The organism is Fischerella sp., from assembly GCF_013388695.1.
GTDB lineage: Bacteria > Cyanobacteriota > Cyanobacteriia > Cyanobacteriales > Nostocaceae > PCC9605.
The window spans coordinates 1-18665 of sequence record NZ_JACAEU010000066.1; the positions used below are offsets into that span (position 1 = coordinate 1).

Below are 18665 nucleotides of genomic sequence, written 5' to 3' on the forward strand. Positions count from 1 at the left end.
TAGTGGTTAGTGGTTAGTGGTTAGTGGTTAGTGGTTAGTGGTTAGTGGTTAGTGGTTAGTGGTTAGTGGTTAGTGGTTAGTGGTTAGTCATTGTCATTAGTTTTTCCCCCACTCTCCCCCTCTCCCTTACCTCTCCTCGTTTACCAAAACATTGAATCCGTCAATTCAGAACCGCCGGCTTTTCTTCCTAACCAGGAGTGAATGATCGCAAAGGCGATCGCGAGTGGCACTGAAGAAAAATGAATGATTCGCAGTCCTTGCCAACTACCAAACATATCCACAATCCAAGGAAATTGAGCTGGTTTATACATTCCTATACCTGTAAATATCGCTAGCAAAAGAATCGGAATAATACTCGTATAAACGATGCGATGCCAAGCATAAACAAGGCGCTTGGGATTCTGAGTTTTTTGTAATGCCTTGATGTCATTAGCACCAACAAATCGATGTCGCCAGCGACGGGTAATTAAAATATAAAATCCATACCAAAAAAGGTTGAGCGAGAAAAGCCACATGGCTGCAAAATGCCAGTGTCTACCTCCTGCTAACCAACCGCCCAAAGTAAATATGGGCGGAATATGCCAACCTAACCTTCCACCAAAAACAGGGTTAGCATTATAAATTTGTAGTCCACTGGTGAGCATGATAAATAGGCTAATGATGTTAACCCAGTGGAATATTTTAGCTCCTATTGCTTGGGTTGGTAACTTTCGACGTTTAGAGGTAGCGCTCAAAGTCATAGAGATGCTTGTATGCATTTTTTCTCAGTAATATTCTGGCATGTACCTGTCATTTATGATGACTGGTCGGATTCATTTTCTTATTGCTTTTTTCAATGTGTATAGCTGCTGGTACGATGAGAAAGATATCATGTAGCTGCTAACTCTGAAGCTGTTTTAGCAGGATGAACTGAAAAGTTATGAAAAACGCCAAAATATTGCTAATTTGGTAAGATTACCGCAACCAACTCGAAAATATATCAGTCTCTATCACTATTGAGTAATTACTATATAGAACAAGAGCCGATGATTGATGACTATAGATGAAGTAATACTTCTACTAAAAGCAAGCTTACCTAACGCTTTGACGCCGCTGCAAGAGATCGTTTTGCGTTCTTCTTGGGAGGGAAAAACTTACACCAGCATAGCGTTAGAAGCACATTACGGAGAAGAACGAGTTAGAAAAGTTGCTGCTCATTTATGGCAATTATTGAGTGATTCTTGGCAAGAACCTATTAATAAATCCAACTTTCGCCAGACTCTGGAACCTCGCGAACTAGGTAAGATGCAGCAGCAATTAATTAAAGAATTCAATCGCGCTGCTACGGCAATATCCCTAGAATTTCCAAATGCACCTGTATCGCTTGATTCCAGATTCTACATTTCTCGCCCACCGATTGAAGAGTTAGCATATGCAGAAATTACTGAGCCTGGAAGTGTCATCTGCATTAAAGCTCCTAAAAGAATGGGAAAAAGCTCTCTAATCTTAAGGATATTGGCTCATGCAGTCAATGTTGGCTACAAAACGGTAAGTATAGACTTTCAACAAGCAGACAAAGCAGTATTTGCCAACCTTGATAAATTTCTGCGCTGGTTCTGTGCCAATGTTAGTAGAGAGTTACAGTTAGAACCAAAACTCAATGATTTTTGGGATGAGGATATGGGCAGTAAAATCAGCTGCTCTCTATATTTCCAGACGTACTTGCTCAAGTCAATAGAAACTCCCCTGGTTCTGGCATTGAATGAAGTTGATTGGGTATTTGAGTATCCAGAAATTGCCTGGGACTTTCTACCTCTATTGCGTTCTTGGTATGAAAAAGCCAAACAAGTGGAGATTTGGCAAAAACTCCGCACGGTAATGGCTTACTCAACAGAAATTCTTGTTCCCCTGAGAGTGACTCAATCTCCGTTTAATATTGGTTTGCCGTTGCGTTTACCACCATTTACGAAAGAGCAGGTACAGGACTTGGCGCAACGCCACGGACTAGACTGGACAGATGGCTCTGATGCAGAAAAATTGGTGGCAATGGTGGGGGGACATCCTTACTTAGTCAGGTTGGCTTTGTATCATCTGGTTGGTAAGGGAGGGTTAGAAAGCGATCTCGGGCAGATTTTGCAACAAGCACCAACAGATACAGGAATTTATAGAGAGTATTTAAGGCAGTATGTGTTAATGCTGCAAGAGGAACCACGACTAGCAGATGCTTTGTCTGAGATAATTGCAGCTACAGAACCTGTAAAATTAGAGCCTCTAGTGGCATATAAATTATATAGTATTGGGTTAGTAAACTTGGAGGGCGATCGCGCTTCTGTTTCATGTGAGTTGTATCGCCTGTATTTTCAACAGCAACTTCATACAAGGGAGGGCGGCATTAATATGCGTGTGGAAGAGTTGGAGAAAGAAAACCAACAATTGCGCGTCCTCTCTAGTTTGGATGAACTTACTCAGCTAGTCAATCGCCGTTATTTTAATACCTACCTAAAGTTAGAGTGGCAATACTCTGCCCGCGCAGGCATTCCTTTATCAATGATCTTATGTGATATTGACTATTTCAAAATTTACAATAAAACTTACGGTAATCACGCAGGAGATAGTTGTTTGCAGCAAATCGCTGACACTATTCGTAACTGCGTTAAGCATTCGTTGGGAAATAGTAATCTATCCTATGCCAGTACAGCTTTAGGTACTGCTGAAACTTTACGGAGTGCTAATTGCAGACAAGAACATAGTTCAGTATTGCTGGCTCGTTATGGAGGGGAAGAATTTGCTATTCTTACCCATGCAGATGCAATTGCTGCTGTATACATCGCCGAAAACATTCGCGAACAAGTAAAAGCTTTAGCAATTCCCTGTGAGTATCCGGGTATTGGTGGTTTGCCAGCAAATGTCTTAACGGTGAGTTTAGGTGTTGCTAGCATGATTCCTCAACCGGAAACTGAGCCTGAAACTCTTGTCATGGCAGCCGAACAAGGACTTTATCAAGCCAAGAGAAAAGGGCGCGATCGCGTTGTTGTTGGTTAATTATAGCGGTTTGCAGACAAATGAGGTACAAATTTAAATCAGTCAAACTCTTGTGGGGTGGGCGTCCTCGCCCGCCCGTGTGTATCTCATTAGAACCGGAATCGCTATATTGTTAGTGGTTGTGGTAGCGATCGCTTGGCTTGAGTTAAGAGATTTCCAAGAAATAAATTATCCCGGATTGTGGGGTGGAGAGAAGTTGCCGGGGAGATGTTCTTTCCGGCAACTTCGGAGCATCCTGCCTGCCCTCAGATGTGACGGGTGAGGACACCCATTCCACAAGAAAATTTGGGATGTTTTTTTATTTAGAAGTCCCTAAGGCAAGAGAATTCATAGGGTTTACGTAGCTCATGATGGCTACATCAAGCATAGAAAAAAAGCTCTAATTATTATTGACTTTTTTCAATGCGTTTTCTTCACAAATTATATTTAAAAATCAATCAGTTTAGATGAACTTTTAAAAGCTGAGCGAGCGTTTCTGTAAGCATAGATTTTTAGCAATAGATATTATAGTAGTTTAACTATTCAAGATGCCTCAAACGTGCATTCCTTCGTACATATAAACATTTACTTATAAGAGTAATCCAAAATTTATTTAATAATTATGTTTGAGAAATTAACTATTTTCCCTGTAAAAGCTGTAAGCTAATTTCAACAGGTTTAACGATTGTTTAATAGTTGCTTCAAAAATATATACATGGGTCTGCTTCAAAATACAGATTTTTTACAAGGGTTTTTCGTCGCCTTTCTTTGAATGAGATTGGCTGACAACGACTCGTAATACATAGCGTTATCTACGCCTTAATAGTGCAAGAAACATCAAGTTTTACTTGCCAAATTTTTCATGCCAAAAAATGACATTTAATAAAAGGAGATGTTTATGTCTGCATTTTTCAATCAATTTTCTCGCCGTAAATTTCTATTAACAGCTGGAGCTTCTGCGGGTGCTGTTTTGCTCAAAGGTTGTTTAGGAAATCCACCAGAACCGGGAGGTGGTAACGCTCAAACACAATCAGCAGTACAGCCGATTGCCAATCTTAGTCCCGAACAAACACCAGAAACAAAGAAGGTGAAGTTGGGATATATTCCAATAGTTGAGTCTGCTCCTCTAATTATTGCTAAAGAAAAAGGGTTTTTTGCCAAGTATGGCATGAGCGAAGTTGAACTTTCCAAACAAGCTTCTTGGGGTTCGGCAAGGGATAACGTAGAAATTGGTTCTGCTGGTGGTGGTATTGATGGCGGTCAATGGCAGATGCCGATGCCGCATTTAATTACAGAAGGTATAATCACCAAGGGCAATCAAAAAATTCCCATGTATGTTTTAGCGCAGTTGAATACGCATGGGAACGGAATTGCTATTGCTAGCAAACATCAAGGCAAGGGTGTTAGTTTACAACTTGCTGGCGCAAAGTCTTTATTTAGTCAACTCAAATCAACCAACACACCTTTTACCGCAGCTCAAACATTTCCCGCAGTCAACCAAGATTTTTGGATTCGCTATTGGTTAGCTGCTGGTGGTATCGATCCAGATGCTGATATCAAACTGCTAACAGTCCCAGCAGCCCAAACTGTCGCCAACATGAAAACGGGAACAATGGATGCTTTCAGTACAGGTGATCCTTGGCCCTACCGCATTGTTAAAGACAAAATTGGCTTTTTAGCAGCATTAACAGCAGAAATTTGGAAGAATCACCCTGAAGAATACTTTGCCATGAGGGCAGACTGGGTTGATAAAAATCCCAAAGCGACCAAAGCGCTTTTAAAAGGCATTATGGAAGCGCAGCAATGGTTGGATAACTTTGAGAACCGCAAAGAAGCAGCACAAATCCTTGGAGGAAGAAATTATTTCAACCTGCCAGCAGAAATACTTGAAGGTCCATACCAAGGTCAATATGACATGGGTGATGGTCGCAAGATTGACGATAAATCAATGGCAGCGTACTACTGGAAAGATGAAAAAGGAAACGTTTCTTATCCATATAAAAGCCATGATATGTGGTTTATCACAGAAAGCGTTCGCTGGGGTTTCTTGCCAAAAGATTACTTAACGAAAGCCAAAGCATTAATTGATAAAGTTAACCGCGAAGATATTTGGAAAGAAGCTGCAAAAGAAGCAGGAATCGCCGCTGCTGACATTCCTAAAAGTACATCTCGTGGTGTAGAAGAATTTTTTGATGGCGTCAAGTTTGACCCAGAAAATCCAGAAGCATATTTGAAGAGTCTCAAAATCAAGAAAGTCAGTGTTTAGTTATTGGTTAATAGTTAGTAGTTAGTAGTTAGTAGTTAGTAGATAAAATGAACCACTAACCACTAAAAAACAACCACCAACCACCAGCAATTTCAGGAGAAAAAACAATGACAATAGCCACCAGACGCCGCACCAACAATAACTTCGATAATAGCTTCATATCTCGTCTGCAAAAGCAATTTCCTGACTTGATACCGCCTGTTATTGCCATACTTATCTTTTTAGGTGCGTGGCAATTATTTTCTTGGATTCCAGGTGCAACATTGCCAGGGCCAATACAGGTTATTCAAGACACTTGGATATTGATTTTGTATCCCTTTTATGACAGAGGTGGCATCGATAAAGGTTTGTTTTGGCAGATTTGGGCAAGTTTGCAACGGGTAGCAATTAGTTACACTCTTGCGGCGGTTTTTGGTATTGCCTTGGGAATTTTAATTGGTGTGAATAAAACAATGTCCAAGGCTTTAGATCCGCTCTTTCAGTTTTTGCGAACCGTACCGCCCTTGGCGTGGGTTCCTATTTCTTTGGCAGCTTTAAGACAAAACGAACCTGCGGCATTATTCGTAATTTTCATCACAGCAATTTGGCCTATCTTGATTAACACTGCTGTAGGAGTAAAAGAAATTCCTCAAGACTACAACAACGTTGCTAAAGTTCTCCAACTTTCCAAAAAAGAGTACTTCTTTAATATCCTCATTCCTGCTGCTTTACCCTACATTTTTACAGGATTGAGAATTGCGATCGGTTTGGCTTGGTTGGCAATTATCGCCGCAGAAATTGTTATGTCCGGTATTGTCGGTATCGGCTTCTTTATCTGGGATGCTTATCAAAATAATAACGTTAGCGAAATCATCTTGGCTCTTGTCTACATCGGTGCTGTTGGTTTGCTGTTAGACAAACTGATGGCTTGGATTCAAACACGGATTTTGCCAGCAGAACAAAAATAGTTATTAGTTGGTGGTTAGTAGTTATTAAGCAATTTAACTAACCACTAACCACTAACCACTAACCACTAACCACTAACAAAGGACTAATGACAAATGAGCGTATTCGTTGCTGTTGATCAAATTGATAAAGTTTTTAATCTCACAGGTGGCGGTCAGTACATTGCCCTTAAAGGTATTGACCTGCAAATTAAAAAAGGAGAATTTGTTTCTCTAATTGGTCACTCTGGTTGTGGTAAATCCACTTTATTAAATATGATTGCTGGTCTGGATTTACCAACAGAAGGTGTCGTCACCCTAGAAGGGAAACGCATTGCCAAACCAGGGCCAGACCGAATGGTGGTATTTCAAAATTATTCTTTGTTGCCTTGGCGGACAGTACGAGAAAATATTTCCTTGGCTGTAAACTCAGTCATGAAAGATTTACCTGCGGGTGAACGTCGGGCTATTGTAGAAAAGCATATTGATATGGTGGGGTTGCGTCCCCATGCAGAAAAACCCCCGACGATGTTATCGGGTGGACAAAAACAACGAGTCGCGATCGCCCGCGCTTTAGCCATTCGCCCCAAATTACTCTTGCTTGATGAACCCTTCGGTGCTTTAGATGCCCTGACGCGGGGAAATCTGCAAGAACAGTTAATGCAAATCTGCGAAGAAAACGAAGTTACTGCCGTCATGGTGACGCACGATGTAGATGAAGCAGTGCTGCTTTCTGACAGAATAGTCATGCTTACCAACGGCCCAGAATCAAAAATTGGTAGCATTTTAGAAGTAGATATCCCCAGACCCCGCAAACGCATGGAAGTAGTTGAACATCCCAGCTACTACAGCTTGCGGAGTGAAATGATTTACTTCCTCAACCAACAGAAACGGATCAAAAAAATTCGGGCACGCAAAACAACGATTGTCGCCAAGCACGGTTTAGAAAAAGTCAATCTCGAAATTGGCTTTGTACCTCTGACTGCTTGTGCCCCCTTAGCAATAGCAAAAGAAAAAGGCTTTTTCGCCAAACACGGCTTAGATGATGTTAACTTAGTGCGCGAAACAAGTTGGCGTGGCATTGTTGATGGCATCGCTGGTGGATATTTAGACGCTGCCCAAATGCCTTCTGGTATGCCGATGTGGTTAACACTGGGAGGAAATGACAACCGACCACTGCCTGTGATTACCTCCCTCACGATGACGCGCAATGGTAATGCCATCACCCTGGCAAAACGCTTTTACGACCAAGGGATACAAACCGTCGCAGACTTCAAACAGTACCTGAAGAGTACCCGCGACAAACGACACATCATGGGGGTAGTGCATCCTTCCTCAATGCACAGTTTACTATTGCGTTACTGGCTAGCAGCAGGAGGCGTTGACCCCGATCGCGATGTTGATATTAAGACTATTCCCCCAGCCCAGATGGTAGTTGACTTGCAAGCTGGGAGTATTGATGGTTACTGTGTAGGCGAACCTTGGAACTTCCGCGCCGCCTCTGAAGGCAGTGGCTTTACCATCGCTACTGATTTAGAAGTGTGGCTGGGGCACCCAGGCAAAGTCTTAGGTGTGCGGGAAGATTGGGCTACAGCTTATCCTAACACCTACATAGCATTGACTAAAGCTTTACTAGAAGCTTGTTATTACTGTTCGTTTCCAGAACATATTGAGGAGATTCGGCAGATTTTGGCACGGCGGGAATATGTCAGCACTGATATGGAATACATCCAAATCGAAGATCCCAATAATGCCACCTGTGACTTAGAACATCCGATGCGGGAATATGCCCATCACCAATTTTATGGAGAGTCTGCCATCAACCGCCCCAGTCGCACTGAGCAAATATGGATTATGACGCAATTAGCGCGTTGGGGTGAAGTGCCTTTTCCGAGAAATTGGGTGGAAATTGTCGAACGGGTGTGTCGAGTTGGTGTGTTTAGTACTGCCGCCCGCGAACTGGGTATGGATATCAGTTATACCCGTCAGCCAATCAATCTGTTCGATGGCACTAGCTTTAACGCCGATGACCCAATCACCTATCTCAACAACTTAAAGATTAAACACGATTTCTCTGTTGCTGAAGTTATTCTCGACACACCAGTAAGGAGAGTAGCCTAACAGATGATGGGGCGATGGGGAGAATTTACTCTGGTGTTCTCCCCTATCCCCTATCCCCTATCCCCTATCCCCAATCCCCAATCCCCAATCCACCATGCAAAACCGCAATTTTACAACTACCGACACAACCCAGCAGACACTAGGAATGCCTCTAGTCACTGCAACTTCTCATCGTCAGCCTTACTTGGAAATTCAAGAGGTTAGCAAAGTCTATCCGACAAAGAATGGCCCTTTTACAGTACTGGACGGAGTAAATCTCAACGTCGGCGAAGGTGAATTTCTTTGCGTGATCGGTCACTCTGGCTGTGGTAAATCTACTCTCCTGAACATGGTATCGGGTTTCAACCATCCTACTAGCGGACAAGTACTGCTAGAGGGAAGACCTATCACCAAACCCGGCCCAGATCGGATGGTGGTGTTTCAAAACTATGCCCTACTACCTTGGCGTACTGCTTTTGAAAATATTTACCTAGCCGTAAATGCGGTTTATCCCAATAAACCGGAGGCGCAAAAGTCAGCAATTGTTAGAGAACACCTAGCAATGGTAGGACTAGGCGACGCTATGGACAAAAAACCCACCCAAATGTCCGGCGGTATGAGACAGCGGGTTTCCATTGCCCGTGCATTAGCAATTCGTCCCAAAGTCTTGATTTTAGATGAACCCTTCGGGGCGTTGGATGCCATCACCAAAGAAGAGTTGCAAGAAGAGTTGCTAAAAATTTGGAACGAAAACCGTTGCACGGTGTTGATGATTACCCACGATATCGATGAAGCCTTGTTTTTGGCAGATAAGTTGGTGATGATGACTAATGGCCCTCGCGCCAAAATCGGCGAAGTTATGGAGATTCCTTTTCTCCGTCCGCGTGACAGGGCCCGCATTATGGAAGATCCGCAATACTATAAATTGCGTAACTATGCCTTAGATTTCCTCTTTAATCGCTACGCCCACGATGACGTAGGTTAGGCAAGAATGGGCGGGTTTACCTAATCAATCAGTTTTGCCTGAAGCAATATCATTTAGTTAAACCCGCCCCTACAAAAGTTATGAGTTGAACAATTACTCCTGCCTTGTAGATTGTTTTATCCCTGTTTTGTCACTTTTGTTGTGGCAAAATTCAGAATACTTACCTTACACCAGTTAAAAACAATGAAATAACCTTGGTAAACGACTAAAATTCTTCATTCATTGATTTAAAGCAATAGTTATCATAGAAATTTAGTTATGCATTATCAACTTCAGTCATAATTCTTTACGATACATAAAGTATTACTTATCCAACCTATCTAATATTTATTTAATAATTGCTGCCTGGGAATTAACTTTTTAGGCAGTAAAAGCTGTATTCTATTTTTAACAAGGCAAATACGTTTTTTGCATAACTTAGGGTTTCCTGTACCCGAAGTCAGCAATGCTTACTGATTGATGGTTGCGGTAGTCTGCTTTTTGTAAAGCTAGGCTTACCGTGATACACCCTTTACATATTTGAGTACGCGATGATGGCGCAAGAATTAATTTTTTCTTGCACTACTTTGCGTTGCTTTCAAAGATTTCAATTCTCCATTTGAAAATTTGAGGACTAAAATTTTGCAACCAAAAATTTTTGAAAAAGAATGATTTAACAGTCTTGCTGGCGACTAAAGTCAATGTATAACAAGGGCTGTTGCGGAAACAACTTAAATATATAAATCTTTTTTTTACAGCCCTTGAATCACACTTTTGTTGTCAACATTAGGCTAAAACCAGCACTGTCAACTACCGAGAAAAACAGGTATTTTACCTGAACGCAGGTATCGCTCGACTAGCTATTGTTTGATCGCATTACTAACCAAATCAAACATAGCACGATCGCAGTTGAGTATATCCAGCAAATTTCTTGGGTTTACTATAAGGCAAGTGCATGTTTTGGCGCAGTTGAATACTGAATAAAGGCTGGAAGTTTGTTAATCTACAGTTTTGTTGTCATCTACCCCACTTATGCAACTAACTAATACAATCCATTTCCGAAATTTACGTGGCGATCTTTTTGGTGGTCTAACAACCGCAATTGTTTCTTTACCACTAGCGTTAGCCTTCGGAGTCGCTTCTGGTGCTGGGCCTGTCGCTGGTCTTTACGGTGCTGTTTGTGTTGGGTTTTTTGCAGCGCTGTTTGGAGGTACACCGACTCTCATTTCTGAGCCAACTGGGCCGATGACCGTAGTTATGACTGGGATTGTCGCCACGATGACTGCAAATAACCCAGAGAATGGCTTGGCAATGGCATTTACTGTGGTGATGCTGGCAGGGATATTTCAAATTTTATTTGGCATATTCAAGCTGGGGAAATACATCACCCTCATGCCCTATAGCGTGATTTCAGGCTTTATGTCTGGAATTGGCATAATTTTGATTATTCTGCAAATTGCTCCTTTTGTGGGACAGCCTAATCCCAAAGGTGGGGTTCTGGGGATGGTGCAAAACCTACCTCAGTTGTTATCAAATATCAATCCCATAGAAACCCTTTTGGGAGTACTGACACTGGCAATTATTTTCTTAATGCCGTCGAAATTGAAGCGCTATGCTCCTCCTCAACTAGTGGCATTAATTGTCGGTACTATAGTTTCTCTGGTTTTCTTTGGAAATGCAGATATCAGACGCATCAATGACATCCCAATGGGTCTGCCACAATTGCAAGTGCCTCAATTTAATCCATCACAAATCACATTCATGCTCATTGATGGGGCAATGTTGGGAATGCTGGGATGCATTGATACTTTGTTAACTGCGGTAATTGCTGATAGTTTGACTCGCACCGAACACAAATCTGACAAGGAATTGATTGGTCAGGGTATTGGTAATTTGTTTTCTGGTTTGTGTGGTGGGCTACCTGGTGCAGGTGCCACAATGGGAACTGTGGTCAATATTCAAACAGGAGCAAGAACAGCTTTATCTGGTATAACTCGGGCAATTATTTTGCTAGTGGTGGTCTTGTGGGCTGCGAATTTGACCGAAACTATTCCAATGGCAGTGTTAGCAGGTATTGCCCTCAAGGTCGGTATTGATATTCTCGATTGGAGTTTCCTCAAACGCGCTCATAAAGTATCCCTGAAGGGAACAATCATCATGTATGGGGTGATGTTCCTGACTGTGTTTGTGGATTTGATTGTGGCTGTGGGCGTTGGGGTGTTTATTGCTAATATCTTGACTATTGAGCGTCTTTCTAGCTTGCAATCTGAGGAAGTTAAAACTATTACTGATGCAGATGATGCCATTGTTTTGAACGCACAAGAAAAGCAGTTGTTAGATCAAGCCAATGGAAGGGTACTGCTGTTCTACCTAAGTGGGCCGATGGTTTTTGGAGTTTCCAAAGCGATCGCTCGTGAACATAATGCCATCAAAGACTGCGATGTTATAATTATGGACTTGAGTGATGTACCGTTGTTGGGTGTTACTGCTTCACTAGCAATTGAAAATGCCATCAAAGAAGCAGTTGAAAAAGGTCGGCATGTATTTATCGTTGGTGCAACTGGCAAAATTAAGCGACGGTTAGAAAAATTAGGTATTATGCAACTGTTACCTCCACATCACTTACTGATGGATCGTAAAGAAGCACTTCAACAAGCAGTTGTTTTAGTTAATGGTTACGTAGCCGAGACAACTGATTCTGCAAATACAAGGTATCCAGCCGATTTTGGTGACACTGCTGTAGTCCAGTAGTAAACTATCCCATTAGAACGTCGATTCAGTATTCAGAAATTGTCTTTATAGGTGAGACAAACTAGAGGGGAAGAGTGGGAAATAGGGAGGTGGGGAGTTAGGGAATTGGGGAACTCACCGGCCCCCACGACCACAGGGAGTGGGGATTAGGGGCAATGGGGATTGGGGATTGGTGAGAATTATGAATAGTGAATGCGATTGGGCTGAAAATTTCATAATTCATAATTCATAATTCATAATTCATAATTTTTATGCCCCATCCCTCCTTGTCCTCTTAGAAAGTGACCAAGCCAAAGCATTAATCGCTACAGAGACGTAAAAGATGATTTTTACTGAACAAATCTGCATATCTTCTCTCAGTTCTTGGTTTCAGTTTCCTTTTTTAGCAACAGCAACTGAATCAGAATATGCTCCTGTTGTCCTCACTGGAGTACTGCTAAGTTTAGTTGTCATTTATCTTGCCAGTAAACTCGGTGGCGAGTTATCGAGGATGATGGACTTTCCCCCAGTGTTAGGGGAATTGGTTGGCGGAGTTATAGTAGGTGCTTCGGCTTTACATTTGCTGGTGTTTCCTGAAAGCGGTGCCAACGCTTCCGACTCGGTCATCATGACTGTGCTGCAATTTATTGACAATCTCAGCCCGGAAGCTGCAACATCAATCTTTCAAAGTCAAAGCGAAGCAATTTCTATTCTCGCCGAGTTGGGTGTAATCGTCCTTCTGTTTGAAATTGGTTTGGAGTCAGATTTACGGGAACTGAAGAAAGTTGGTTATCAAGCGGCAATTGTCGCATGTGTCGGTGTAGCGGTTCCTTTTGCGGCTGGTACTGCGGGACTAATGTTTTTCTTTCACACCCCAGCAATTCCCGCGATTTTTGCTGGTGCAGCCTTAACTGCTACCAGTATCGGCATTACCTCCAAAGTTTTGTCAGAACTTGGGCATCTCAAATCTAGAGAAGGTCAGATTATTGTCGGTGCTGCCGTTATTGATGATGTTCTGGGTATCATCGTCTTAGCAGTGGTGGCAAGTCTTGCCAAAACTGGTGAGGTAGACGTTTTTAACGTCATTTATTTGATTGTCAGCGCTACTGTTTTTCTGATCGGTTCAATTTTACTCGGTAAATTCTTCAATAAAACCTTTGTCACCATTGCCGATAAACTGCAAACACGCGGAAAACTTGTCATTCCTGCGTTTATCTTTGCATTCTTCATGGCTTTTATTGGCAACGCCATTCATTTAGAAGCGATTTTGGGTGCCTTCGCTGCTGGATTAGTTTTAGACGAAACCGACAAGCGCAAAGAATTAGATCAGCAGGTGATTCCTATTGCTGATATATTGGTACCGATTTTCTTTGTCACCGTCGGTGCGAGGGTTGATTTAGGTGTCCTCAATCCTGCTGTTCCTGAAAATCAGCAAGGATTAATTATTGCTATCTTCTTGGTGGTAGTGGCGATCGTTGGCAAAGTAGTCACAGGTTGGTCAGTGTTTGGTCAACCCGGCATTAACCGCTTGGCTATTGGTGTTGGCATGATTCCACGGGGTGAAGTGGGTTTGGTGTTCCTTGGTATTGGTGCAGCTAGTGGTGCGATCGACAAACCTTTGCAAGCGGCAATTATCATCATGGTAATTCTCACGACCTTCTTAGCACCGCCTTTTTTGAGGGTTGCATTTAATAAACAGCCTGTGGAAGCAGAAGAGATAGTCGAACAAGCTGATGTGATTGGATCGTAAGCTTGATAGCGTAATGCACCAAGAACCGGGCTAATTTGGTGCATAAATAAATATAACTATTGTGGGGTGGGCTTCTAGCCCGCCCAGAACAGGCAAGATGCCTGTTCCACAAGAAAATCATAATGCACTATTTTAAGGCGGTCACGCCACTAGTTCACTATAGCAATCCTATTTGATTTGGATACAGATCCTTGACTTCTGGTGAGAAGTCGGGAATATTGTTTTTCACGAATGATTTAGGACTGCTATATACTAATTTCTGCACTACCAGCAGGCTAAATTTCCTCTGATTTGTCATTTTTTCATGTTAAAAATTCATTTAAAAATGACAAAAAATAACTGCAAAAAAATATCTTATACATCTCATACGTTCGCTCTATATGCTCTGTTATCCAGTTCTGGTAATGTTTTTAGGCGCTATTACAACAATTAACCCCGGTGTGGCCGGGGTTAATTTTTACCCAATTTCTTGGAGAGATTCCCTATTCCCGAATCTTCACTAGGTGATTATAGTGACGAGAGGAAACGTTCTTATCAACCCCAGTTCCGCTGGGGCTTTCTTATTAAAACACCGATTTTAGCCTCAAACTCTCATTTAGGCAATGAGCTAGCCAGCGATATCGACTTACTTTTTAATACAGCTATCAGCTTTTCAATCCGAATATTTTGTGCAAAAAGGGAAACTTTCCGATCTGAAAATGCCAGCTTGTGAAGTGGGTGCGGGAGTTTAGGGGGAAATTGGGGCGACTGATTATTTAACTTTGCTCACTTAGCTCGTAATCGGGAATGCAATTTTGTTGGATGTAAGTATGATAATCTTTGATTTGGCGATCGCAATCCTGGGTGCTCCAGCCGCAGTGTTTAGCCAGTATTTCGGTCATCACAGGCAGCAAGTCCAAGCCATAATGACTAAGCATTGCCAAGCTTGTGCGGCGACGGGCTATATCTACCAGCGTCCGTGCTAACTCTGAGTTTACAGCATAGACAATCTGGGCTTTAATATCTGGTAATTCAGGGGCGATCGCTTCGGCTAAATCGGATGACTTATCCGTCAAGGCTAAAACCTCTACAGCTTTTGCCCCATAGATTGAAAATAAGTGATGAATTGAAGTTGGTGGGATAACATCGCTATAGTCATCAAGGGCTTTCTTTAGGCGAGGATCGTTGGGTAATATGGCTCCGGGTAGGGGTTTCTGCTTTGTTGGGCAAACAGGAGCTTGAGAACCTAATTTTCGGTAGACTGCATCAACTATTTCTTCGCCAACTTGGCGATAAGTTGTGAGTTTACCGCCAATCAAAGAAATGAGATTAACAATCCCTTCTTTGGTATGATCGTAAAGGATATGCTTGCGAGTTATTTTCCCAGGTTGCTTACTCTCTTCCCAAGGTAAAGGACGAACACCAGAGTAAGTAAATTTCACATCCTGACGAGATAACCGAGCGATGGGAATAATGCGATTGATTTCAGTTAATAGATAGTCAATCTCACTGTTATCAGCCTTGATTTGGTCAAGATTGTCGTGAAAGCGCTTATCTGTGGTTCCAATTAGGTATTTACCTAGCCAAGGCACGATAAAGAAGGGACGACCATCTGTTTTGGCTTCTACATACAGTGCAGTCATGGGTGCGCCAACAAAGGGATCGACGATGATATGGCTACCCTTGGTAGCACCGATTTTTTTACTCCCACTGCTGCTTGGTGTCGATCCATCTGGAGTAATCGAATCTAAAATTTGGTCTACCCAAGGGCCAGACATATTTACAACCACAGTGCGCGAGTTCAGTTTCACAGTCACTTCCTCGCCAGTGAAGCAATCAGAACAGGTAAGAGCAACAATCCTATTGTTCTGCTGATGCAGTTGCTTCACCTTCACGTAGTTCAGCACCGTTGCTCCTGCTGCTTGCGCTGCGAGGATGTTCTCCAGGCACAACCTCTCAGCATAAGCCACTTGACAATCATAGTATTGAGCACCACCGCGCAACTCCTCAAAATCCAGGTCAGGAAATAACAGCTGAAACTTCCGCTTCGGTAGCATTCTGTGAGACAATAGGGTTTTATCAAAGCTCAAAATATCGTAGAGAACCATCCCAGCTTGGATTTTCCTGTAAGGACGAGAGCGATCGCTATAAATCGGAATTGTCAGCAGCAGCGGTTTTACCAAGTGGGGTGCTATGTGCAAGAGAATTTCCCGCTCTCGCAAAGATTCACGCACCAACTCAAATTCAAAAGATTCTAAATAGCGCAACCCGCCATGAATTAGCCGTGTTGACCAGCTTGTCGAGCCGCTGCTAAAGTCGTTCTTCTCAATCAAGAGCGTTTTGAGTCCCCGTAGCGCTGCATCCCGTGCTGCACCAGCACCATTGATGCCGCCACCAATTACTACTAAATCATAAGTGTTATTACTTATATTTTGTAAATTATTCATAACAATCAATTCGGTGCTGGAGCGTAATTATTTTAGGGCATGAGAAGCCCCCGCCGTCCTCGAAGAAGCGGCGCGGGGAGAATCTCACGGAGAAGTTCGCACAACCAATGCATAAGATTGTGGATATAGGACTCGATAGGCACGCACCAATATCTCAACCTTCCCAGCAGGTATATCGCTCCAAATCACCTGTTCAACATTATTTAGCCGATCGAACTCTGTTGATGTCGGTGGCAGATTTCCATGTCGTTCCTGACCATCCGCAGTTCGCACAATCAAATCCAGGTCATTCTGAAGTGCCTCGCCAGGGTAATCAGTCCACACTAAAGTAACCTTGAGATCGGATCTGGATTCACTGAGTTCTACTTCAGTTTTTTCCTCTTCGCCAGTATCAAGTTCTGTGTTTTCGTCTTTAAAGATGACCTGTTCATTCTCGCCCCTTGGCCCTACAGTAGCTGCTAAATCAACGCGACCAAATCCTTCTGCAAAGTTGGGAATCTCTCCTGCTTCAGAAGGAACGTATTGACCAGAGATATCTTTTGCTCCGTTGATCAGCATTGCCTTGACAAGAGCTGCACTAGGCTGGTAGCTATGTTGAGCGAGAAAATACTCTCTCACCACCGCCGCGCAGCCTGCTACCAAAGGTGTAGCCATGCTGGTTCCCGCCGAAAAAGTATAAAGAGGATCTGTAGATGTGCCAAAGAACGAATTGTGTCTTGCATCTCGCGAAGCTGCCGAGAGAATAGCTGTTCCAGGAGCGACAATATCTGGCTTAATGCGCTGATTTTGAGTTGGCCCTCGGCTGCTGAAAGCGGCTAAACCTTCCGGGTTATCAGACCATCCATCAGAGGCGATGGGATCGACTGTATAGCGACCCAAAGTTCTATATGGTTTCGATTGGTCTGGCCTTTGATTTTCTGTGGCTCCAACTGTGATACAATTTTTTGCCGTTCCAGGTGAACCGATACTGCCGTTATCGATGACCCCATTGCCATCTCTGTCAATACCTTCATTGCCTGCTGCAAAGCAGATGACCATATCTCGATGAGTCCAGACGAATTGGTCTACTTGTCGAGATGATGTATCGTATAGCCCGCGTGTTGGAGCCCCCCAGGAATTTGTATGAACGCGAACTCCATCATTCTCGTAAGGTACTTTGAATAAGTCGTTCAAATCGTTGGGAAGTCCTCCTAATCCTCCTCGCCGATCCAGAACAGACTGAAGCACTAGCTTAGCTTTTGGGGCTGTTCCCTGAATTGAACCGCCCATTGTTGGCGAGTTACCATCCCCAAGAACCGAACCAGCTACATGAGTACCGTGTCCATTCGGATCGTTAGCAGTCGATCGCCCTAAAGGGTAAAGCTTGAGGACTTTGTTTGTGAACGCCGGATGAACGTCTGTGGTTGAACCTTTGTCGAAACCAGTGTCGGCTACTGCGACAACTTGACCTGCTCCTTGAAGATTGGCTGTACTATGAGTTTTATCAGCATTAATAACTCCTACTGCCACGTTATTAAAAAGCTGTCGGGGAACAAACTCTTCAATGTGTCGCACTTCATCAATGTTTGCCAGTTCCTCAAGATACTGGGGTTGAACGGTGAGTCTCACCGAATTGCCACTAAATTGCAGATCTTCAGGGTTGAGTCTAGCAGCAGCAGCAACGCGATCGCGCAGCTCCTCATCTATAGAAACATTATTATGAAATACGACTGTTACTTGTTTTGGCTGTTGGGCAATGACTCTGTCCACACTGCCGAGAGCCAGTAAATTTGTTGTGTTTCTAGTTGGTGTAGCAGTACGTAGTTGAGGTGCTATTTTAAAGCCTTCTAAATAAACGTTTGCCCACTCGACGAACGGCAGATCCCGGATAGCATTGAGATTAGCGGGTTCGTAACGACAGATATAGGTATTTTCTGGCACGAACTCTAAGATTTCAGCCCCTAAAGCTGCTAGCTGATTTTTCTGGTCTCGGTTGAGCGGTTGAGTTGTTTGGACGAGAATATAATTTGACTGGGAACTGTCGGGACTAATAAGACCAGTAGCATTCATCACGCTTCTTTGGGCTTCTGGATCGAGCGATATACCGTTGATAGTGATTTTAGTCATATTTAGAACTTAAGTATTGACAAAAAATTAATGATGTGTATTTATCCCGAAATGATGCGAAACCCTACCAACTGGTAGGCTTGAATTTAAGCATGAGAGCTTTCCTTTTGTATTGCTGATTGGTGTGAACAAAACAAATTATGCACTTTGGGGAGAAAAATAGAAAAAAAGCCAAAAAACTTTATAAAACTGAATTTTAGCCAAGAATTAGCAAACACCAAAGCCAGAATCTTGCAGGTGCGATCGCCTGACGCAACCATCTCTTTCTCGAATGTGGAATACGGCGTTGCTGAATTTGGTCATGAATTATGTGTGCATACATTTTTGTAGTTCGATGCCAAATCATTGTAGAGACGTAGCAATGCTACGTCTCTACATACCCGTGAATTGTAAATTCATA

The 18665-nt window shown here is 42.9% G+C and carries 12 protein-coding genes; 7 read left to right on the plus strand and 5 right to left on the minus strand.

Annotated elements, in window-relative coordinates:
- Nucleotides 1-140: 140 nt before the first annotated feature.
- Nucleotides 141-740 carry a cytochrome b/b6 domain-containing protein gene (locus HXY43_RS09180; RefSeq protein ID WP_290882533.1) on the minus strand — a complete coding sequence of 200 codons (600 nt, stop codon included), beginning with the start codon at nucleotides 738-740 and terminating at the stop codon, nucleotides 141-143.
- 292 nt (nucleotides 741-1032) lie between these two features.
- Here HXY43_RS09180 and HXY43_RS09185 point away from each other — a divergent pair, with 292 nt between their 5' ends.
- From HXY43_RS09185 to HXY43_RS09210, 6 genes are all read left to right on the plus strand, one after another.
- Entirely contained in the window at nucleotides 1033-3021 is a 1989-nt protein-coding gene (locus HXY43_RS09185) for an AAA-like domain-containing protein (RefSeq protein WP_290882510.1), read from the plus strand.
- Nucleotides 3022-3898: 877 nt separating this feature from the next.
- Nucleotides 3899-5266, plus strand: a complete 1368-nt coding sequence (locus tag HXY43_RS09190) for a CmpA/NrtA family ABC transporter substrate-binding protein (RefSeq protein ID WP_290882513.1) — start codon at nucleotides 3899-3901, stop codon at nucleotides 5264-5266.
- Between the two features lie 107 nt (nucleotides 5267-5373).
- The gene (ntrB, locus tag HXY43_RS09195) at nucleotides 5374-6213 is read left to right on the plus strand and encodes a nitrate ABC transporter permease (protein ID WP_026733775.1); all 840 of its coding nucleotides are present in this window, start codon (nucleotides 5374-5376) and stop codon (nucleotides 6211-6213) included.
- A 93-nt stretch (nucleotides 6214-6306) separates the two neighbouring features.
- Nucleotides 6307-8310 carry a nitrate ABC transporter ATP-binding protein gene (locus HXY43_RS09200; RefSeq protein ID WP_290882515.1) on the plus strand — a complete coding sequence of 668 codons (2004 nt, stop codon included), beginning with the start codon at nucleotides 6307-6309 and terminating at the stop codon, nucleotides 8308-8310.
- Between the two features lie 94 nt (nucleotides 8311-8404).
- Nucleotides 8405-9274 (plus strand): nitrate ABC transporter ATP-binding protein, encoded by an 870-nt coding sequence (locus HXY43_RS09205; RefSeq protein ID WP_290882517.1) that lies wholly within the window; start codon nucleotides 8405-8407, stop codon nucleotides 9272-9274.
- 1011 nt (nucleotides 9275-10285) lie between these two features.
- Nucleotides 10286-12004, plus strand: coding sequence for a SulP family inorganic anion transporter (locus HXY43_RS09210; protein WP_290882519.1), 1719 nt, complete (start codon nucleotides 10286-10288; stop codon nucleotides 12002-12004).
- A gap of 97 nt (nucleotides 12005-12101) precedes the next feature.
- On the opposite strand, the gene HXY43_RS09215 is transcribed toward HXY43_RS09210, so the two are convergent.
- The gene (locus tag HXY43_RS09215) at nucleotides 12102-12227 is read right to left on the minus strand and encodes a hypothetical protein (RefSeq protein ID WP_290882521.1); all 126 of its coding nucleotides are present in this window, start codon (nucleotides 12225-12227) and stop codon (nucleotides 12102-12104) included.
- Between the two features lie 99 nt (nucleotides 12228-12326).
- Between HXY43_RS09215 and HXY43_RS09220 the strand changes: the two genes are divergently transcribed.
- Complete coding sequence (locus HXY43_RS09220) at nucleotides 12327-13733, plus strand: cation:proton antiporter (protein ID WP_290882523.1); 1407 nt, start codon at nucleotides 12327-12329, stop codon at nucleotides 13731-13733.
- Between the two features lie 157 nt (nucleotides 13734-13890).
- Here HXY43_RS09220 and HXY43_RS09225 read toward each other — a convergent pair whose 3' ends face one another.
- The 3 genes from HXY43_RS09225 to HXY43_RS09235 all read right to left on the minus strand — a co-directional run bounded on the left by HXY43_RS09225 (nucleotide 13891) and on the right by HXY43_RS09235 (nucleotide 18265).
- Nucleotides 13891-14031, minus strand: a complete 141-nt coding sequence (locus tag HXY43_RS09225; RefSeq protein ID WP_290882525.1) for a hypothetical protein — start codon at nucleotides 14029-14031, stop codon at nucleotides 13891-13893.
- A gap of 457 nt (nucleotides 14032-14488) precedes the next feature.
- Nucleotides 14489-16159 (minus strand): glycerol-3-phosphate dehydrogenase, encoded by a 1671-nt coding sequence (glpD, locus tag HXY43_RS09230; RefSeq protein ID WP_290882527.1) that lies wholly within the window; start codon nucleotides 16157-16159, stop codon nucleotides 14489-14491.
- Between the two features lie 84 nt (nucleotides 16160-16243).
- Nucleotides 16244-18265 carry a S8 family serine peptidase gene (locus tag HXY43_RS09235; RefSeq protein WP_290882530.1) on the minus strand — a complete coding sequence of 674 codons (2022 nt, stop codon included), beginning with the start codon at nucleotides 18263-18265 and terminating at the stop codon, nucleotides 16244-16246.
- Nucleotides 18266-18665: the final 400 nt, after the last annotated feature.

Excerpts from the sequence above, each read along its gene's own strand:
- ntrB (WP_026733775.1), top strand. The coding sequence starts at position 5,374 with ATGACAATAGCCACCAGACGCCGCACCAACAATAACTTCGATAATAGC.
- HXY43_RS09205 (WP_290882517.1), top strand. The coding sequence starts at position 8,405 with ATGCAAAACCGCAATTTTACAACTACCGACACAACCCAGCAGACACTA.
- HXY43_RS09200 (WP_290882515.1), top strand. The coding sequence starts at position 6,307 with ATGAGCGTATTCGTTGCTGTTGATCAAATTGATAAAGTTTTTAATCTC.
- HXY43_RS09210 (WP_290882519.1), top strand. The coding sequence starts at position 10,286 with ATGCAACTAACTAATACAATCCATTTCCGAAATTTACGTGGCGATCTT.
- HXY43_RS09225 (WP_290882525.1), bottom strand. The coding sequence starts at position 14,031 with ATGACAAATCAGAGGAAATTTAGCCTGCTGGTAGTGCAGAAATTAGTA.
- glpD (WP_290882527.1), bottom strand. The coding sequence starts at position 16,159 with ATGAATAATTTACAAAATATAAGTAATAACACTTATGATTTAGTAGTA.
- HXY43_RS09185 (WP_290882510.1), top strand. The coding sequence starts at position 1,033 with ATGACTATAGATGAAGTAATACTTCTACTAAAAGCAAGCTTACCTAAC.
- HXY43_RS09180 (WP_290882533.1), bottom strand. The coding sequence starts at position 740 with ATGACTTTGAGCGCTACCTCTAAACGTCGAAAGTTACCAACCCAAGCA.
- HXY43_RS09215 (WP_290882521.1), bottom strand. The coding sequence starts at position 12,227 with ATGAATTATGAAATTTTCAGCCCAATCGCATTCACTATTCATAATTCT.
- HXY43_RS09220 (WP_290882523.1), top strand. The coding sequence starts at position 12,327 with ATGATTTTTACTGAACAAATCTGCATATCTTCTCTCAGTTCTTGGTTT.
- HXY43_RS09235 (WP_290882530.1), bottom strand. The coding sequence starts at position 18,265 with ATGACTAAAATCACTATCAACGGTATATCGCTCGATCCAGAAGCCCAA.
- HXY43_RS09190 (WP_290882513.1), top strand. The coding sequence starts at position 3,899 with ATGTCTGCATTTTTCAATCAATTTTCTCGCCGTAAATTTCTATTAACA.